Source organism: Streptomyces sp. NPDC048424 (genome assembly GCF_040651555.1).
GTDB lineage: Bacteria > Actinomycetota > Actinomycetes > Streptomycetales > Streptomycetaceae > Streptomyces.
In genome coordinates this window covers 1-18,694 of sequence record NZ_JBEZKE010000062.1, presented here as the reverse complement: position 1 = coordinate 18,694, position 18,694 = coordinate 1, and the positions used below count along the sequence as shown (strand labels likewise).

The following is an 18,694-nucleotide window of genomic DNA, read 5'->3' as shown; positions in this document are numbered from 1 at the left end:
GAAGCCCGGGCCAAATCCAGCCCCGCCGGCGTTTGAGGCGCTCTTTCAGCCCCGCCGGCGTTTGAGGCGCGGGGGTCCGGGGGCAGCGCCCCCGGGAGCGGCGCCGCACCCGCCACACAACGCGGCCGGGGCCGGACACCCGTAGGTGCCCGGCCCCGGCCGACAGCTCACGCCCGACCCCGCAGGGGTCACTTCTTGCGGCGCCGCCCACCGGCGGCCTTCGCCGCCTTGCGCCGCTCCGCCCGCGTCATCCCGTCACCCTCGCCACCGACGGCGTCACTGTCGAAGTCGCCCTCGACGACACCGCCCTCGCCGTCCACGGTCGGCGCCGAGAAGTGCAGCCGGTCCGGCCGCTGCGGAGCGTCCAGACCCTTCGCCCGGATCTCCGGACGCCCGGCCCCGGCCGCCGCCGGCTCCTTCGTCAGCGACGGCGCCGCGTCCTGCACCGGAAGCTCCTCGACCTGCTGCTCGACCTGGACCTCCAGGTTGAACAGGTAGCCGACGGACTCCTCCTTGATGCCCTCCTGCATGGCGTTGAACATGTCGAAGCCCTCGCGCTGGTACTCGACCAGCGGGTCCTTCTGGGCCATCGCCCGCAGGCCGATGCCCTCCTGCAGGTAGTCCATCTCGTACAGGTGCTCACGCCACTTGCGGTCGAGCACCGACAGCACCACGCGCCGCTCCAGCTCACGCATGATCTCGGAGCCGAGCGTCTTCTCGCGGGTCTCGTACTGCTCGTGGATGTCGTCCTTGACGGACTCCGCGATGAACTCGGCGGTGATGCCCGCGCGGTCGCCCGCGGCCTCCTCCAGCTCCTCGATGGTGACCTTCACCGGGTAGAGCTGCCGGAAGGCGCTCCACAGCCGCTCCAGGTCCCACTCCTCGGCGAAGCCCTCGACCGTCTCGGCCGCGATGTACGCGTCGATGGTGTCGTCCATCATGAAGCGGACCTGCTCCTGGAGGTCCTCGCCCTCCAGGACGCGGCGGCGCTCGCCGTAGATGACCTCGCGCTGGCTGTTGAGGACCTCGTCGTACTTCAGGACGTTCTTGCGCGTCTCGAAGTTCTGGGTCTCCACCTGCGACTGGGCCGACGCGATCGCGCGCGTCACCATCTTGTTCTCGATCGGCACGTCGTCCGGCACGTTCGCCATCGCCATGACGCGCTCGACCATCTGCGCCTTGAACAGGCGCATCAGGTCGTCACCCAGCGACAGGTAGAAGCGGGACTCGCCCGGGTCGCCCTGTCGGCCGGAGCGGCCGCGCAGCTGGTTGTCGATGCGGCGCGACTCGTGGCGCTCGGTGCCCAGCACGTACAGCCCGCCGAGGTCCTTGACCTCCTCGAACTCGGCCTTCACGGCCGCCTCGGCCCGGGTGAGCGCCGCGGGGAGGGCGTGCGCCCACTCCTCGATGTGCTCCTCCGGGTCCAGGCCCTGCTGGCGCAGCTCGGCCTCGGCGAGGTCGTCCGGGTTGCCGCCGAGCTTGATGTCCGTACCGCGGCCGGCCATGTTCGTGGCGACGGTGACCGCGCCGCGGCGGCCGGCCTGGGCGACGATCGTCGCCTCACGGTCGTGCTGCTTGGCGTTGAGCACCTCGTGCGGGATGCCGCGCTTGGAGAGCTGCTGGGAGAGGTACTCGGACTTCTCGACCGACGTCGTACCGACGAGGATCGGCTGGCCCTTCTCGTGCTTCTCCGCGATGTCGTCGACGACGGCGGCGAACTTCGCGACCTCGGTCCGGTAGATCAGGTCCGGCTGGTCCTTGCGGACCATGTCGCGGTTGGTCGGGATCGGGACGACACCGAGCTTGTAGATCTGGTGGAACTCGGCGGCCTCGGTCATGGCCGTACCGGTCATGCCCGACAGCTTCGAGTAGAGGCGGAAGAAGTTCTGCAGGGTGATCGTGGCGAGGGTCTGGTTCTCGTCCTTGATGTCCACCCCTTCCTTCGCCTCGATCGCCTGGTGCATGCCCTCGTTGTAGCGGCGGCCGGCGAGGATACGGCCGGTGTGCTCGTCGACGATCATGACTTCGCCGTCGATGACGACGTAGTCCTTGTCCGCCTTGAAGAGCTCCTTGGCCTTGATCGCGTTGTTGAGGTAGCCGACGAGCGGGGTGTTCACCGACTCGTAGAGGTTCTCGATGCCGAGCCAGTCCTCGACCTTGGCGACGCCGGTCTCGTGGATGGCGACGGTGCGCTTCTTCTCGTCGACCTCGTAGTCGCCGGTCTCCTCGATGCCCTTCAGCGGCTGGCCGGCCTCGCCCTTGGTCAGGCGGGTCACCAGCTTCGCGAAGTCGCCGTACCACTTCGTGGCCTGGTCGGCCGGGCCGGAGATGATCAGCGGGGTACGGGCCTCGTCGACGAGGATGGAGTCGACCTCGTCGACCACGGCGAAGTTGTGGCCGCGCTGGACGAGCTCGTCCTGGGACCACGCCATGTTGTCGCGCAGGTAGTCGAAGCCGAACTCGTTGTTCGTGCCGTACGTGATGTCGGAGTTGTACTGTTCGCGGCGCTGCGCCGGCGACATGTTCGCCAGGATGCAGCCGACCTCCAGGCCGAGGAACTTGTGCACCCGGCCCATCAGCTCGGAGTCGCGCTCGGCGAGGTAGTCGTTCACCGTGATCAGGTGGACGCCCTTGCCGGACAGCGCGTTCAGGTACGCCGGCAGCGTGCCGACGAGGGTCTTGCCCTCACCGGTCTTCATCTCGGCCACGTAGCCGAGGTGCAGCGCCGCGCCACCCATGATCTGGACGTCGTAGTGCCGCTGGCCGAGGACGCGCTTGGCCGCCTCGCGTACGGTCGCGAAGGCCTCGGGCAGCAGGTCGTCCAGGCTCTCGCCGTCCTGGAAGCGCTGCTTGTACTCGTCCGTGAGCGCTCGCAACTCGGCGTCGGAGAGGTTGACGAAGTCCTCTTCGATGGAGTTGACCTGGTCCGCGATGCGGTGCAGTTTGCGCAGGATCTTGCCTTCGCCTGCACGCATGAGCTTGTTGAAGACGGACACCGAGGTTTGTCTCCTTGCCGGTCGGGCCTGGGCACTGTACGTACCACGGGCACGGCAGGTGGGCCCCACCGCAACGGCCATCGTAAGCGAGGACGTGGCCACGTCGGGAGGTCCGCCGTTCCCGTGGGGGCACGGGTGCCCGGATTGAGAACGTACGGGGCACACGGAAGGTGCCGCATCCCCCGGGGGGATTCCCGAAAAGTGTTCGCTCCGGGCACCCCGGCGGCAGCAGAATCCGTTCATGGAGCCCATCACCCTCACCACGGACCGGCTGGTACTGCGACCCTTCGTCCCCGCCGACGAGGACGAGGTCCACGCGGCGGCTCAGGACCCGGACATCCAGCGCTGGACCCTGGTCCCCTCCCCCTACGAGCGCGCGCACGCGCACGCCTTCGTGAACGAGCTCGTGCCGAACGGCTGGCGCGAGGACACGGGCTACCCCTTCGCCGTCCGCCTCGGCGCCGGGGGGCCGCTGGTCGCGGCCGTCGGCGTGCACGTGCACGGCGCCGAGTCGTACGAGATCGGCTACTGGGCGGTGAAGGAACACCGCGGCCGGGGCTACACGGCCGAGGCCGTGACGGCCGTCGCCCGCTGGGCCTTCACCGCGCTCGGCGTCACCCGGCTGGAATGGCGCGCCGAGGTGGGCAACGCGGGCTCGAAGGCCGTGGCCGAGAAGGCCGGCTTCCAGGTCGAAGGGGTCCTGCGGGCCGGCATCGAGCAGCGGGGCACCTCCCGCGACTGCTGGGTCGGCGCCCTGCTCCCCTCCGACCTGGGCCTGCCCTCGCGGCTGCCGTACCTGCCCGCTGTCAGTGGCCCCGCCTAGGGTGCGGACATGACTGCGCTCTCCCTCTCCGCCGACGACGCCCGCCGGATCGCCCTGCGCGCACAGGGCTTCCTCGGTGCGCCCGACCGCCGCGGAGGCGTGCGCGGGGTCCTGCGCCACCTGGGCGCCGTGCAGCTGGACACCATCTCGGTGCTTGCCCGCTCGCACGAGCTGATCCCGTACGCACGCCTGGGCGCGGTCGGCCGCGAGACCGTGGAGCGGGCGTACTGGTCCGACCGTCACGCCTTCGAGTACTGGTCGCACGCGGCGTGCATCCTGCCCATCGAGGAATGGCCGCATTTCGCCTTCCGGCGCCGGGCCCGCCGGGCGCGCGGCCACCGCTGGCACGTCCTCCAGGACAAGGAGCGCTCGACGCGGGCGGTCCTGGACCGGCTGACGGCCGACGGCCCGCTGACCTCCACCGAACTGGGCGGCGCGAAGAACGGCGGCGAGTGGTTCGAGTGGTCCGAGACCAAGATCGCGGTGGAGTGGCTCCTCGACACCGGTGAGGTCGTGTGCAGCGAACGCCGCGGCTGGAAGCGGGTCTACGACCTGCCCGAGCGGGCCGTTCCGGACGCGCTGCTCCACGACGACCTGGACGACCGCGAGTGCATGCGCCGCCTGGTCGCCCTGGCCGGCCGGTCCCTGGGCGTCGGCACCCGAGCCGACATCGCGGACTACCACCGCCTCAAGGGGGACCAGGTCGACGCGGTGATCGCCGACTCCGGGCTGGTCCCTGTCGAGGTCGAGGGCTGGGCCAAGCCCGCCTGGGCGGATCCCGCCGCCCTCGCGACGGCTCCCCGGGGCCGCCACCGCACGACGCTGCTGTCGCCCTTCGACTCCCTGGTCTGGGACCGCCCCCGCACGGAGCGGATCTTCGGCTTCACCCACCGCCTGGAGGCCTACGTCCCCAAGCCCAAGCGGATTCACGGGTACTTCGCGATGCCGCTGCTGGCGGGCGGCCGGCTCCAGGGCCGCGTGGACCCGGCCCGCGAGGGCCGCACGCTGGTCGCCCGGCAGCTCTCGCTGACCTCCCCGAAGGCGGCCGGCCCGATGGCGCTCGCCCTGCGGGAAGCGGCGGAGTGGGTCGGCTGCGAGGACGTACGGATCGAGCGCGCGGGCTCGCCCGCGGAGGCGGCGGCCGTCACGGCGGAGCTCGCCGCGCTCTAGGGAGCGTCCGGTGCCCTGTCGGCCCGGGTCAGCGGATTTCGAGGATCTTCTCGCGCATCGCGTAGACCACGGCCTCCATCCGGGAGTGCAGCTGCAGCTTCTCCAGGATGTTGCGGACGTGGTTCTTCACGGTGTTCTCGGAGATGAACAACTCCTTCGCGATGTCGCGGTTGTTCATGCCGGTGGCCACCAGCTTGAGGACCTCCAGCTCCCGGTCCGTCAGCCTGGGCGCCGGCACGAGCCGGCGCTCGTCGGTGCGCTGGATCATCGACTTGAACTCGGTGAGCAGCTTCGACGCCATCGACGGGCTGATCTGGGACTGGCCGTCGGCGACCGCGCGGATCGCCGTGGCCACCTCGTCCGTCGAGATCTCCTTCAGGAGGTATCCGGTCGCGCCCGCCTTGATCGCGTCGTAGAGGTCCGCCTCCTCGTCGCTGATCGTCAGCATGATGATCTTCGCGGAGGGGGCCACCTCCTTGATCGAGGTGCACGCCTCGATCCCGCCGCGCCGCGGCATCCGCACGTCCATCAGCACGATGTCCGGCAGCAGGTCGGCCGCCTTGTCCACCGCCTCCGCGCCGTCCCCGGCCTCGCCGACGACCTGGATGTCCTCCTCCTGCGCGAGGACGATCTCCAGCCCCCGCCGGAAGAGTGCGTGGTCGTCGACCACGAGCACCCGGATCGGTTCCCCGGCCGGCGAGGCGCCGGACTCCGCCGGCCGGTCCGCGCCGCGGCAGCCCGCGCCGCCGTCCCCGCGCACCGGCCCGAAGCTGTCCGCCATCGTTCCTCCCCCTGCATGTGCTGAGCTGCTGGGCCAACCGGACACACACCGCAGCCGGTTGACTGCCCGCCATGATTCCATGCCCGCGCCACGGCGCGGGGGGTCGCCGAGGAGCCGCCTGGCGCAATACCCGTCATGCAGGTGCCCCCGCGGAGACGCCGGAGCGTCCCCACGGGGGCAACGAATGGTCGGTTCAGCCGCCGAGCGCGCCGCCGGCGCCGCCTCGCGGCTCCTCCGAGCTGGAGGCCCCGTCGGGGTTCACGTGGATGACGCCGTAGTCGTAAGCGTGACGTCGGTAGACCACGCTGGGCAGCTTCGTCTCGGCGTCGACGAACAGATAGAAGTCGTGGCCGACCAGCTCCATCTCGTACAGAGCCTGGTCGAGCGACATGGGTGCGGCCGAGTGGGTCTTCTCGCGGACGATGAGCGGGCCTTCGCCCTGCACTTCGATGGATCCGATCCGGGTGATCGGAACCCCTTCCGCCTTCTCCTCGGTGACCACCTGGCCACTGCCGTTGAGCGACGCGACGCCCGGCACGACGTCGGCGACCTCCGCCGCCGAGAGCCGGCCGTTGCCGCGGCGGGTGTAGCGCTTGTCGTGCTGCTTGCGCAGCCGGGCCTCCAGCTTGTCCTGAGCCAGGTCGAGCGCCGCGTACGGGTCGGCGGCGGCGGCCTCGGCCCGGATCACCGGGCCCCGCGAACGCAGGGTGATCTCCACGCGGTCGGAACGGTCGGCCTGACGCGGGTTGTGCTCCTTGGACACCTCGACGTCCAAGCTGATCACCTTGGCGTCGAGCTTCTGGATCCGCTCCGGATTCAGCTTCTCGGCCACGTGCTTGCGGAACCGCTCGGGCACTTCGGTCTTGCGGCCCTTGACGACGATGTCCACGCAGAACTCCGTTCCCGGAAAGCTCCGCCCGACGGGGCGAAGCGTCTCCCTTTCGCACCAGACTCCGGTGAAGGCCGGAGCCTCGGACTTGGCGACTTTCACCTCCTCCTCCCCCATCGGCAAGATCGACACCCCACCGACTTCGGAGTCGAGAGACAGCCTCCTGAGTTCCTTACAACCGAACATATCCCTGTATGACGGTTGTCGGCACCCGCTACCGGAATGTACTTCCAGTCAAGTGGCTGTTCCCTCTTACTACCTGCAACGATGGGCCTTCCCCGCCAGTTCCAAATCTATTCACGAGATTTTTGACCTGTGCGCGTAGCCGGCCGGCGGGGCACCGCCCCGGGGAGCCACCCGAAAGAGTCCGCGGGCGCGGCGACCACCGCTGCCCGCAGCCCGTCCCCCGGGCCCGCGCTCAGCCCGGCCGCGCGCACCGCCCGGGCCGCCTCCGCCAGCGTCGCCCCGGTGGTGATCAGGTCGTCCACGAGCACGATCCCGGCCCCGTCCGTCAGCCGCGCCCCGTCCCGGCACACCGTCAGCGCCCCCGCGAGGTTCTCCAGGCGCTGCCGGGCACCCAGGCCCGCCTGGTCCGCCACCGCCCGCCGCAGCCGCAGTACGGGCGCCACGCGCGCGGGAACACCGGCCCGCCGCAGCCGCCCCGCGGCCGCCAGGGCGATCCTGCGCGCCGGATCGTGCCCGCGCGCCCGGACCTGCCTCCGCGCCGACGGCACCGGCACCAGGGCCACTTCCGCCGCAGGGGAGCCGGCACGGACCGGACCGCCCGACGGACCGCCCGACGGACCGCCCGCCAGGACGGCCCCCGCCAGGGCCTCGCCGAGCACCCCGGCCAACGGCAGCGCCCCGCGCTCCTTGTGAGCCAGCAAGAGGGCCCGTACGCCCCCCTCGTAGACCGCGGCGGCCGACACCACCGGCAGGCCCCCGGGGCGCGGAGAAGGCCGCACCGGCCCCGCGCCGGCCCCGCTCAGCGCCTCCCGGCAGCCCGCGCACACCAGCACCCGGGCCGCCCCGCAGCCGGCGCAGTCGACCGGCAGGACCAGCCCGGCCAGCTCCCGACACCACCCGCGCACCCCTCCACACTGACGGACCCCGACGGAGCCCGCCACCCCTGTGGACGCAGCCGCGGGCGAACCCGCACCCGCGCCTCAGCCGCAGGTCAGCCCGGGTACACCGGGGCCTTGCCGCCCGCCGCCACCGTGCGCCACTGCGCCCCCGGCGGCAGGTACACGATCCCGTCCTCCGAGTACGCCACCACCGGCTTCGGCTTCGACTCGTCCTCCGAGGCCGCGGCCGCGACCGCGGACAGCCCCGCCGCCCCCGGCAGGCTCGCCGCGACCATCGAGCCGTCCGCCAGCATGTAGCGGGCCTGCTGCACCCCGCCGCTCTCCCGGCCCACCACGAGCAGCCGCCCGTGCGGCGCCCAGCTCATCGTCGTCACGTCCGCCATCTGCGGGGCCGCGGGGCGCAGCTCGCGCACCGACACCGCCGAGGCGTCGCCCTTGGCGTCGGGCCGTTCGATCCGCCCGACGTACAGGTTCTTGCGGCTGTTCCTCTCCACGAGCAGCGCGATCCGCACCCCGTCGGAAGAGGCCTTCAGCGAGACGATCCGCCCGCCGTCCAACCCGGCCACCTGCACCTTTTCCGGGGTCCCGGCCCCGCCCGGCACCCGCCACAGCCCCGGGTGCTGCGCATCGCCGTCGGCGACCCACAGGTCACCGGCCGCGTCCCAGCTGGGCGCCGTCAGCGTGCTGCCCTTGCCGACGGGCAGCGGCTGCGGCATGGGCCCGCCGCCCACCAGGGGCACCACGTACAGCCCGTGCCCGTCCTCGGAGACCACGGCCGCGCGCCGCTCGTCGTACGTCACGGCCGCCGAGCCGACCTTGAAGACGGGCTGGGTGGTCAGCGGCCCCGGCACGGCCTCGGCCTTCTGCTGTTCCTCGCTGGTCACGTCCAGCCGCATCCGGACCAGCCGCTTCTCGTTGTCGACGAAGTACTGGTAGTCGGGGATCCGGGGCCGGTTGGCGATCGCGGCCGCGTTCAGCTCGGTCACCGAGCACAGCGAGGACGACTTGTCGTCGGAGCGCAGGATCTCGACCTGGTCGAGCCGCGAGCCCGTCAGGTCCTTGACCGTGTACAGGAGTTGGGTGGCCATCTTCTTGCACTGCGGCTGGGCGACGTTGTCGGCCTTGTCGTTGAGCGGCACCCGCAGCGTGTTCTGGCCGTCGTACGAAAGGGACTTGGTGCCCTCGCGCAGTTCCGTGCCGGTGGGGAAGCTGGACTCGACGACGGGGCCGAGCCACCTGGACGGCCCGGCCAGCAGCGACTGCACCGTCTGCGTGGTGGGGTCCATCCGCGAGTCCGGATCGGTGCGCTGGCGCACGTAGACGGGGTCGGCGACGAGCGTGCCGCCCGCGAAGTAGTACTTGTTGACCGGCATGTAGATGCGCTGGAAGTCCGACTCGCTGAGCACGAGACCGTTGGGCGGCGTCGAGATCCGCCACTGCTTGTCCTCGTCCTGGACGAGCTGGAGGTACTCCTCGTACTTCTCGTCGTCGGTCTTCGGCTGGTACGCGCTGCGCTCGTCAACGGTCGCGAGCTTCGTGCCGGTCACCTTCCACCGCGGACCGTCCGGGTCCTTCTCGCCGCGGATCGAGACCCGGTCCAGGCCGGACGAGAGCACGGTGACCGCGGAGCTGGGCTTCCAGCGCTTCGCGGCCTCCTCGGTGAGGTACTTGCGGGCGGTCTCCAGCTGCGGGTCGTCGCTGGTCATCGCCTCCAGGAAGCCGTCGACGATGTCGGCCGCGCTCGCCTTGTCGGCGGGCGGTACGCCGAACACGCGGACCTGCGAGTCGACGCCCTGCGAGGCCTGCACCGGGCGGATCTCGCCGTGGTCGGGCATGGAGGCACAGCCGGCGAGCAGCAGCCCGGCCGCACCGAAGGCGTACGCCCGCAGGGTGCGCAGCCGCCGGCCCCGTACCCGCGCGCCGCCCCCGGGCCGCGCGTTCTCGGGCTCAGCGTCCATCGGCTCGATCCTCCTGTTGTGGCTGCTCGGCCGGTCGGGCCACCACCCGGGCCCCGTTCCCCGGCAGGGCCGTCGGGTCGGCGGGCACCGGCAGCGCCCCGGTGACCGGCGACCGCGGCGGTATCGGCGACCGCTCGCCGGTCTCCGCGGCCGGACGGTCCGCCGTACGGCCCGCGGCCTCGGCGGCGGCCCTGACCCGGTTGGCCCGGGAATCCTCGGGCTCCAGCGGGATGGGAGAGCCCCGCAGCGGCTCGTCGGCGGTGCGCGGCAAGGTCAGACGGAACTGCGAGCCGCCGCCCGGCTCGCCCCAGGCCTGGAGCCAGCCGCCGTGCAGCCGGGCGTCCTCGACGGCGATGGACAGGCCGAGACCGGTCCCGCCGGTCGTGCGCGCCCGCGCCGGGTCGGCCCGCCAGAAGCGGTTGAAGACGCGGGTGGCCTCGCCGGGCTTCAGCCCGACGCCGTAGTCCCGTACGGCGACGGCGACGGCCCCGCCCGCGGACGCCAGCCGGACCACCACGTCGCGGCCCTCGCCGTGCTCCACGGCGTTGACGACGAGGTTGCGCAGCACCCGCTCCACGCGCCGCGAGTCGGCCTCGGCGATGACCGGCTGGGTGTCGCCGAGGACCCGGATCCGCGTGCCCTTGTGCTCGGCGAGCGGCTCGGCCCCGTCGATGACCCGGCGCACGACCTCGCGCAGGTCGATCGGCTCGGCCTCCAGGGCCGCGGCCCCAGCGTCGAAGCGGCTGATCTCCAGCAGGTCGGCGAGGAGCGACTCGAAACGGTCGAGCTGCCCGGCGAGCAGCTCGGCGGAGCGCGCGGTGATCGGGTCGAAGTCGACCCGGGCGTCGTGGATGACGTCCGCCGCCATCCGTACCGTCGTCAGCGGGGTGCGCAGCTCGTGCGAGACGTCCGAGACGAACCGGCGCTGCATCCGCGACAGCTCCTCCAGCTGCTGGATCTTCAGCTGGAGGTTCTGCGCCATCTTGTTGAAGGCCTCGCCCAGACGCGCGATGTCGTCCTCGCCGGTGACCTTCATCCGCTCCTGGAGCCGCCCGGCCGAGAGCCGCTCGGCGATCCCGGCGGCCATCCGCACGGGGGTCACCACCTGCCGTACGACGAGCCAGGCGATCCCGCAGAGCAGGACGACGACGAACAGGCCCGCGGTCACGATGGTGACCTTGATCAGGTTGAGGGACTCCTGCTCCTGCGTGAGCGGGAAGAGGTAGTACAGGTCGTACGGGTCCCCGTTGATGTCGGTGAGCCGCTTGCCCACGACCAGCGCCGGCTCGGGCGCCTTGTCCCCGGACCCCGCGGTGTAGCGGATCTCGGAGAAGGTCTTGAAGGCCCCGGTGGCGTGGTTGACGGCCCGGCGCAGCTTGACGGGCACGCTGGCGGTCGGATCGACGTTGCCCGAGGCACGGGCGCCCTTGACGCCCTGCGTCCCGGGCAGCGGCTGCTCCCCGGTGCCGGCGCCGAGCGCGACGACCTCGAAGGCGGTCTGGCCGCCACTGGCCAGCTGCTTGACGAGGGAGTTCATCCAGGTGCTGGCGTCCCGGCCGACCTTGTTGTCGGTGGCATCGGGCCCGTCCACCGTCGCGGGGGCATTGGCCTTCTCCTGCGCGACCGCGAACCCGCCCGCCGCCTGGCTCTGCGCCGCCTGCTCCTTGGCCTCGAGCAGCCCCCTGCTGACCTGGGCGATCACGACGACGCCCAGGGCGAGGACCACCGCCAGCGAGATCAGCAGGGTGGCGGCGACCACCCGGAGCTGGATGTTGCGGCGCCACAGCCGGACAGCCGGAACCAGCGGCCGGCGTACGAGGCGTACGCACAGCCGCAGCACGGGGCTGCCGGGCGCTCCGTCCTGGAACGGCCGGCCGGCCCAGAGGCCGCGCCAGCGGGAGCCGCCGCGGCCGCTGCCGGACGCGGCGGACTTGCCGGACTGCACCTCAGCTGGGTCCGGCCTTGTAGCCGACACCGCGCACCGTCACGACGATCTCGGGGCGCTCCGGGTCCTTCTCCACCTTGGAGCGCAGGCGCTGCACGTGCACGTTCACCAGCCGGGTGTCCGCCGCGTGCCGGTAGCCCCAGACCTGCTCCAGCAGCACCTCTCGGGTGAACACCTGCCAGGGCTTGCGCGCGAGGGCGACCAGCAGGTCGAACTCGAGCGGGGTCAGGGCGATGGAGGCGCCGTCGCGCTTGACCGAGTGCCCGGCCACGTCGATGACCAGGTCACCGATGGCCAGCTGCTCGGGCGCGGGCTCCTCCGAGCGGCGCAGACGGGCCCGGATGCGGGCCACCAGCTCCTTCGGCTTGAACGGCTTGACGATGTAGTCGTCGGCCCCGGACTCCAGGCCCACGACGACGTCCACCGTGTCGCTCTTGGCGGTGAGCATGACGATCGGCACCCCGGACTCGGCCCTGATCAGCCTGCACACCTCTATGCCGTCCCGTCCGGGCAGCATGAGGTCGAGCAGTACCAGGTCCGGCTTCGCCTCCCGGAAGGCAGCAAGTGCCTTGTCACCGTCCGCTACGAACGACGGCTCAAAACCTTCTCCACGCAGCACAATGCCGAGCATCTCGGCCAGCGCGGTGTCGTCGTCGACGACAAGGACGCGTCCCTTCATGGTTGACATCATCCCATTAGCTAATCGTTACCAGGCGGTGAGCTGTCCCACAGCCAAAAGGGCTGGAAATCGCCCCTCCGACCTGCGTGGAGATCAGGTCGACCAGTCTGCCCGGGATCCGGGCGACAATTGAAGGTAAGGGCTGCCGGAGCTCCGGGGGGACGGCCAGGGTTACGGGGGCCTCACAATCCCCTACTCCGTTCGGGACCCCCACGTGGCACGATGGCAGCGACCAGCGCCCCCGCCGCAGTGCACGTGAAGGAGCGACGATGAACGACTCTCCGGGCTGGGCTACGCCCGGATCCTCTCCGTCCGACGGCGATCGGCCGGGAACCCCCGCCGATCAGCCGGGCACCGACGGCGGCGCGCAGCAGCCCGACCGGCCCGCCGGCGACCCCAAATGGTCCGCCGAGCAGCCGCCCCCCGGCCAGTGGTCGAGCCCGGGCACGCCCGAAGCCCCGCCGACCCCGCCGCAGCCGGCCACGGGAGGCTGGGGACAGCCCCGGAACACCCCGTACGGAGCCCAGAACGGCCCCCAGTACGGCTACCCGGGCGGACCCGGCCAGTGGGGCGCACCCCCGGCTGCCAAGCCCGGTGTGATCCCCCTGCGCCCCCTGGGCCTGGGCGAGATCCTCGACGGCGCGGTCGCCACCATGCGCACGCACTGGCGCTCGGTGCTGCCCATCACCCTGGTCGTGGCCACGGTCGTCCAGGTGATCGGCGTCTTCGTGCAGAGGTACATGCTGAAGGACCTCGTCCTCGCACCGAACGAGAACGCCACGGCCGAGGAGATGACCGAGCAGCTGGTCGACAGCCTCGGCAGCACCCTCGGGGCGTCGGCGGTGAACCAGTTCATCCAGGTCCTCGGCACCATCGTGGTCACCGCGATGCTCACCATGATCTTCAGCCGGGCGGTCCTCGGCCAGAACTCCTCGGTCTCCGCCGCCTGGCGCGACGCCCGCCCCCAGCTGCTGCGCCTGGCCGGGCTCACCCTGCTGCTGGCACTCGGCGCCATCCTGATGGGCGCCGTACTGGTCCTGCCCGGCATCCTCGCCGACAACATCGCCCTGATCGTCCTCGGCTTCGTCGTCTGGCTCCCCCTCCTGCTCTGGCTGGGGATCAAGTTCAGCCTGGCCTCGCCCGCCCTGATGCTGGAGAAGAGCACCGTCCTCAAGGCCTTCGCCCGCTCCTCGAAGCTGGTCAAGGGCGCCTGGTGGCGCGTCTTCGGCATCACGGCCCTCACCGGCTTCATCGCCCTCGTGCTCGCGGCGATGATCGTCACCCCGTTCCAGCTGATCGGCGCCCTCGCCTTCGGCGGCGGGTTCGACGCCCTGCAGGACGGCAGCGCGCAGACCTCCTGGGGCCTGCTGATCTTCTCCGCCATCGGCCTGATCATCGCGCAGACCATCGTCATGCCGTTCCAGTCCGGCGTCACCGTCCTCCTCTACGTCGACCAGCGCATCCGGCGCGAGGGCCTCGACCTGGAGCTCGCCCGGGCGGCCGGCGTCGAGAACTACGGGTGATGCTCGCGGAGGTCCCGCCGGTGACGACACCGCGCGAAGCCGCCCGTGAGGCGGCCGAGCGCGAGCTGTCCAAGCCGATGTACCACGAGAACGACCCGAGCCTGCTGGACCGCGCGATCCGCGCGTTCTTCGACTGGCTCGACGACCTGTTCGGCGCCGCCTCCGGGGCAACCCCCGGAGGCCCCGTCGGCCTGATCGCCGTCCTCCTCCTGGTCGTCCTGGCCGCAGCCGCCCTGTGGTGGCGCCTGGGCTCCCCCCGCAGAACCCCCACCACCCCGGGCACCCTCTTCGACGACGGCATCCGCAGCGCCGCCGACCACCGCAAGGCCGCCGACGCCCACGCCACCGCCGGCCAGTGGACCGAAGCGGTCCAGGAACGCATGCGCGCCGTCGTCCGCTCCCTGGAGGAACGCACCCTCCTGGACCCCCGCCCGGGCCGCACCGCCGACGAGGCGGCCGCCGAAGCCGCAGTCTCCCTCCCCCCCCACGCCGAGGACCTCCGCAGCGCCGCCCGCACCTTCGACGACGTCACCTACGGCGGCCGCACCGCCGACGCCGACACCTACGCCCGCCTGCGCACCCTCGACCTCGCCCTCACCACCACCAAGCCCCTCCTGACGGGACCCACCCCATGACGCCCCCGCCCGGCCCCACCCCGGCCAACGACGGGCCCATGACCCCGGCAAGGGACGGTTCCGGCGGGGCCGAGACCATGCCCTGGCAATCCCCACAGGGCTCGGCCCCCCAGGGCGGACAGGGCCCGGACGGCAACGAGGCCGGGCCCTCCACCCCCCAGGGCGGTTTCGGCGGGGACGGGTGTGTGCCGGGGCGATCCCCGCAGGGCGCCGAACGCACTGCCGCCGAGCTCTCCGACCCCTCGTCACGTTCGGCGTCCGAGGAGACGCCCCGGCGCGCGCCCGGCCCCGGCGAAACCGCCCCCACCGGCGGCCCCGGCACAGACGGCCCGGGCACAGGCGGCCCCGGCCCGGGCGGCCCCCGCAACGGCCCCGGCCCGGCCGGCCCCACCGCCAGAGCGAACCGCACCCGCCAAGCCCGCCGCATCCTCGCCGTCCTGGCCGTCCTCGCCACCGGCGTCACCATCCTGGCCGCCCTCAACTCCGGCACCCGCCACGGCAACCTGGACCCCCGCTCCACCGACCCCCTCGGCAGCCGCGCCGTCGCCGAGCTCCTCCAGGCCCGCGGCGTGACCACCCGCGTCGTCACCACCGCCGCCGAGGCCGCCGAGGCCACCGGCCCCCGCACCACCCTCCTGGTCACCGCCCCCGACCGGCTCGGCACCACCCAGCGCCGCACCATCCGCTCCGCCATCGACCTCTCCGGCGGCCGCACCGTCCTGCTCGCCCCCGGCAGCCACAGCCTCGCCGACCTCTCCCCCGGCGTCCGCGCCCACGGCGAAGCCACCACGGACGCCCCGGCCCCCGACTGCACCCTGCCCGCCGCGGCCTCCGCCGGCCGAGCGGAAACCGGCGGCGGCCTGCGCTACACCACCACCCTCCCGGGAGCCACCGCCTGTTACCCCAGCGGCGGCCACCCCACCCTGCTCACCCTCCCGGCAGGGACCGGCGGCGACACCGTCCTCCTCGGATCCGAGACGATCCTCCTCAACGAGAGCCTCACCGAGGAGGGCAACGCCTCCCTCGCGCTCCAACTCCTCGGCTCCCGCCCGGACCTCGTCTGGTACATGCCGTCCCTCGCGGACTCCGACCCGGACCCCGGCGCCGGCGAGGACAAGAGCCTCCTCGAACTGGTCCCGGCCGGCTGGTCCTGGGCCCTGCTCCAGCTCTTCCTCGCCGCCGGCCTCGCAGCCCTGTGGCGCGCCCGCCGGCTCGGCCCCCTCGTCACCGAGAAACTGCCCGTCGTCATCCGCGCCTCCGAGGCCACCGAGGGCCGCGCCCGCCTCTACCGCAAGGCCGGCGCCCGCGACCGCGCCGCCACCGTGCTGCGCGCCGCCGCCCGCGAACGCCTCGCCGCCCTCACCGGCGTACCGCACACCCGGGCCCACGACCCCGCCACCCTCGCCCCGGCGGTCTCCGCCCGCCTCACGGACGGCACGCAGGACGGCACGCGGGACGTCACCGCCCTGCTCTTCGGCCCCACCCCCTCCGACGACGCGGCACTCGTCGCGCTCGCCGACCACCTCGACGCCCTCGAAAGAGAGGTCCGTACGTCATGACGTACCCGGCCACCGAGTCCGCCGCTGTGACCGCGGACAGCGCCCGCGCTTCCCTCGAAGCGCTCCGCACCGAGATCGGCAAGGCCGTGGTCGGCCAGGACTCGGCCGTCACCGGTCTCGTCGTCGCGCTCCTGTGCCGCGGCCACGTCCTCCTCGAAGGCGTCCCCGGCGTCGCGAAGACCCTCCTCGTACGGGCCCTCGCCGCTTCCCTCGAACTCGACACCAAGCGCGTCCAGTTCACCCCCGACCTGATGCCGAGCGATGTCACCGGCTCCCTCGTCTACGACGCCCGCACCGCCGAGTTCTCCTTCCAGAACGGCCCGGTCTTCACCAACCTCCTCCTCGCGGACGAGATCAACCGCACGCCCCCGAAGACCCAGTCCTCCCTCCTCGAGGCGATGGAGGAACGCCAGGTCACGGTCGACGGCACCCCGCGCAAGCTCCCTGAGCCCTTCCTCGTGGCCGCCACCATGAACCCGGTCGAGTACGAGGGCACGTACCCCCTGCCGGAAGCCCAACTGGACCGCTTCCTCCTCAAGCTGACGGTCCCGCTGCCCTCCCGCGAGGACGAGATCGGCGTCCTGACCCGCCACGCCGCCGGCTTCAACCCCCGCGACCTGCACGCCGCCGGCGTCCGCCCGGTCGCCGGACCGGCCCAGCTCGAAGCGGCCCGCGAGGCCGTCGCCAAGGTCTCCGTGTCCCCCGAGATCGCCGGCTACGTCGTCGACATCTGCCGCGCCACCCGCGAATCGCCGTCGCTCACCCTCGGCGTCTCCCCCCGCGGCGCGACCGCCCTGCTGGCCACCGCCCGCGCCTGGGCCTGGCTCACCGGCCGCGACTACGTCACCCCCGACGACGTCAAGGCCCTCTCCCTGCCGACCCTGCGCCACCGCGTCCAGCTGCGCCCGGAAGCGGAGATGGAGGGAGTCACCGCCGACGCCGTCATCACGGCGATCCTCTCCCACGTCCCCGTCCCCCGCTGATGGCCCTCACCGGACGCGCCGCCCTGCTGGCGGCCCTCGGCAGCATTCCGGTCGGCGTCCTCGAACCGAGCTGGACGGGGATGCTCGCGGTCAACGGTCCGATCGCCCTGGCCTGCGCGGTCGACTACGCGCTGGCGGCGCCGGTCCGCGACCTCGTGCTGGCCCGCTCGGGAGACACCTCGGTCCGCCTCGGCGAACCGGCGGACGTCCACCTCACCGTCACCAACCCCGGCCGCCGCACGCTACGGGCCCGCGTCCGCGACGCTTGGCCCCCGAGCAGCTGGCTCCCGGGCACGGAACAGGCGGCCTCCCGCCACTCCGTGACCATCCCCGCGGGCGAACGCCGCCGGCTGACCACCCGTCTGCTCCCCACCCGCCGCGGCGACCGCCGCGCGGACCGCGTCACGATCCGCTCGTACGGGCCCCTGGGCCTGTGGGCCCGCCAGGGCTCGCAGGAGTCCCCCTGGACGGTCCGGGTCCTGCCGCCCTTCACCAGCCGCAAGCACCTGCCCTCCCGGCTGGCCCGGCTGCGCGAACTGGACGGCCGTACCAGTGTCCTGACGCGCGGTGAGGGCACCGAGTTCGACAGCCTCCGCGACTACGTCCCCGGTGACGACACCCGCTCCATCGACTGGCGCGCCACTGCCCGCCAGCAGAAGGTGGCCGTCCGCACCTGGCGCCCCGAACGCGACCGCCACATCCTCATCTGCCTCGACACCGGCCGCACCTCGGCGGGCCGCGTCGGCGACGCCCCCCGCCTGGACTCCGCGATGGACGCGGCGCTGCTCCTCGCCGCCCTGGCCACGCGCGCCGGCGACCGCGTGGACCTGCTGGCCCACGACCGCCGCCCCCGCGCCCAGGTCCAGGGACGCGCGGCAGCCGACATCCTCCCGTCCTTCGTCAACGCGATGGCCTCCCTCGAACCCGAACTGGTCGAGACGGACGCCCGCACCCTGGTCTCCACCATCCTCCGCAGCGCCCCGCGCCGGTCCCTGGTGGTCCTTCTGACGAGCCTGGACGCGGCCCCGATCGAAGAGGGCCTGCTCCCGCTGCTCCCCCAGCTCACGCAGCGCCACACGGTCCTGCTGGCCTCGGTCGCCGACCCGCACGTCGCGGAGATGACGAAGTCCCGCGGCACCGTGGACGCGGTCTACGAAGCCGCGGCCGGCACCCAGGCCCAGTCCCAGCGCCGCCGCACCGCCGACCAGCTCTCCCGCCACGGCGTCCACGTGGTCGACGCCACCCCGGACACCCTGGCCCCGGCCCTGGCCGACGCCTACCTGGCCCTCAAGGCCGCCGGCCGCCTCTGAGGAGCGAAGGCTCAGCGGTTCAGATCGAAAACGCCCACTCCCTGCCCCGCATAGGCCTTCGGCTCGACCGTGGCGACCAGTGCCCGTGAGCCCCACTCGGGGAGGTGACGTGCGGCATGGACGGCGGCAGCGACACCGGCCGGCACTCCGTCGCGGCGCATCTGTGCCACGGCCAAGGCGGCCGGATGGTCGAGGTCGAGCATGTGGATCACGTCGAGCCGGCCGATGTGCTCGGCGATCCCCGCGATTCCCGGACAGCGCAAGTCCCGGCACGCCCCGAACTGCCGGTAAACGCAGAAAAGCCCCGCACCGAGCCCGAAGGCTTGGTGCGGGGCTTCCCACAATGATTGTTCGGCGG

The 18,694-nt window shown here is 72.5% G+C and carries 15 protein-coding genes; 7 read left to right on the top strand and 8 right to left on the bottom strand.

The window, feature by feature from the left end:
• Positions 1 to 188: 188 nt before the first annotated feature.
• On the bottom strand, positions 189 to 2,996 hold the full coding sequence (gene secA / locus AB0D29_RS38005; protein ID WP_362860409.1) for a preprotein translocase subunit SecA: 2,808 nt from the start codon (positions 2,994 to 2,996) through the stop codon (positions 189 to 191).
• A gap of 241 nt (positions 2,997 to 3,237) precedes the next feature.
• Here secA and AB0D29_RS38000 point away from each other — a divergent pair, with 241 nt between their 5' ends.
• Positions 3,238 to 3,819 carry a GNAT family N-acetyltransferase gene (locus AB0D29_RS38000; protein ID WP_362860408.1) on the top strand — a complete coding sequence of 194 codons (582 nt, stop codon included), beginning with the start codon at positions 3,238 to 3,240 and terminating at the stop codon, positions 3,817 to 3,819.
• 9 nt (positions 3,820 to 3,828) lie between these two features.
• A complete protein-coding gene (locus AB0D29_RS37995; RefSeq protein WP_362860407.1) occupies positions 3,829 to 4,989 on the top strand; it encodes a crosslink repair DNA glycosylase YcaQ family protein in 1,161 nt (386 codons plus the stop codon).
• Positions 4,990 to 5,017: 28 nt separating this feature from the next.
• Here AB0D29_RS37995 and AB0D29_RS37990 read toward each other — a convergent pair whose 3' ends face one another.
• The 6 genes from AB0D29_RS37990 to mtrA all read right to left on the bottom strand — a co-directional run bounded on the left by AB0D29_RS37990 (position 5,018) and on the right by mtrA (position 12,338).
• Entirely contained in the window at positions 5,018 to 5,770 is a 753-nt protein-coding gene (locus AB0D29_RS37990; RefSeq protein WP_362860406.1) for a response regulator transcription factor, read from the bottom strand.
• 193 nt (positions 5,771 to 5,963) lie between these two features.
• Positions 5,964 to 6,659, bottom strand: a complete 696-nt coding sequence (raiA, locus tag AB0D29_RS37985) for a ribosome-associated translation inhibitor RaiA (protein WP_362860405.1) — start codon at positions 6,657 to 6,659, stop codon at positions 5,964 to 5,966.
• Between the two features lie 293 nt (positions 6,660 to 6,952).
• A complete protein-coding gene (locus tag AB0D29_RS37980; protein ID WP_362860404.1) occupies positions 6,953 to 7,750 on the bottom strand; it encodes a ComF family protein in 798 nt (265 codons plus the stop codon).
• A gap of 86 nt (positions 7,751 to 7,836) precedes the next feature.
• Entirely contained in the window at positions 7,837 to 9,702 is a 1,866-nt protein-coding gene (locus tag AB0D29_RS37975; RefSeq protein WP_362860403.1) for an LpqB family beta-propeller domain-containing protein, read from the bottom strand.
• On the bottom strand, positions 9,692 to 11,647 hold the full coding sequence (gene mtrB, locus AB0D29_RS37970) for an MtrAB system histidine kinase MtrB (RefSeq protein WP_362860402.1): 1,956 nt from the start codon (positions 11,645 to 11,647) through the stop codon (positions 9,692 to 9,694). The genes AB0D29_RS37975 and mtrB overlap by 11 nt, the downstream gene beginning before the upstream one ends.
• Before the next feature lies 1 nt (position 11,648).
• Positions 11,649 to 12,338, bottom strand: coding sequence for a two-component system response regulator MtrA (gene mtrA, locus AB0D29_RS37965; protein WP_189747360.1), 690 nt, complete (start codon positions 12,336 to 12,338; stop codon positions 11,649 to 11,651).
• Between the two features lie 257 nt (positions 12,339 to 12,595).
• On the opposite strand from mtrA, the gene AB0D29_RS37960 reads away from it, so the two are divergent.
• Genes AB0D29_RS37960 through AB0D29_RS37940 form a run of 5 tightly spaced genes read left to right on the top strand, consistent with a single transcriptional unit; the run spans position 12,596 to position 18,336 of the window.
• The gene (locus AB0D29_RS37960; protein WP_362860401.1) at positions 12,596 to 13,849 is read left to right on the top strand and encodes a hypothetical protein; all 1,254 of its coding nucleotides are present in this window, start codon (positions 12,596 to 12,598) and stop codon (positions 13,847 to 13,849) included.
• Positions 13,849 to 14,484, top strand: coding sequence for a DUF4129 domain-containing protein (locus AB0D29_RS37955; protein WP_362860400.1), 636 nt, complete (start codon positions 13,849 to 13,851; stop codon positions 14,482 to 14,484). Before AB0D29_RS37960 ends, AB0D29_RS37955 begins: the two co-directional genes overlap by 1 nt.
• 38 nt (positions 14,485 to 14,522) lie before the next feature.
• The gene (locus AB0D29_RS37950; RefSeq protein ID WP_362860399.1) at positions 14,523 to 16,043 is read left to right on the top strand and encodes a DUF4350 domain-containing protein; all 1,521 of its coding nucleotides are present in this window, start codon (positions 14,523 to 14,525) and stop codon (positions 16,041 to 16,043) included.
• Positions 16,040 to 17,026 (top strand): MoxR family ATPase, encoded by a 987-nt coding sequence (locus tag AB0D29_RS37945; RefSeq protein ID WP_351300640.1) that lies wholly within the window; start codon positions 16,040 to 16,042, stop codon positions 17,024 to 17,026. Before AB0D29_RS37950 ends, AB0D29_RS37945 begins: the two co-directional genes overlap by 4 nt.
• Positions 17,026 to 18,336: a DUF58 domain-containing protein gene (locus AB0D29_RS37940; protein WP_362860398.1), complete on the top strand. Its 1,311-nt coding sequence runs from the start codon at positions 17,026 to 17,028 to the stop codon at positions 18,334 to 18,336. Before AB0D29_RS37945 ends, AB0D29_RS37940 begins: the two co-directional genes overlap by 1 nt.
• 11 nt (positions 18,337 to 18,347) lie before the next feature.
• Here AB0D29_RS37940 and AB0D29_RS37935 read toward each other — a convergent pair whose 3' ends face one another.
• Positions 18,348 to 18,680 carry a hypothetical protein gene (locus AB0D29_RS37935; RefSeq protein ID WP_362860410.1) on the bottom strand — a complete coding sequence of 111 codons (333 nt, stop codon included), beginning with the start codon at positions 18,678 to 18,680 and terminating at the stop codon, positions 18,348 to 18,350.
• Between the last annotated feature and the right edge of the window lie 14 nt (positions 18,681 to 18,694).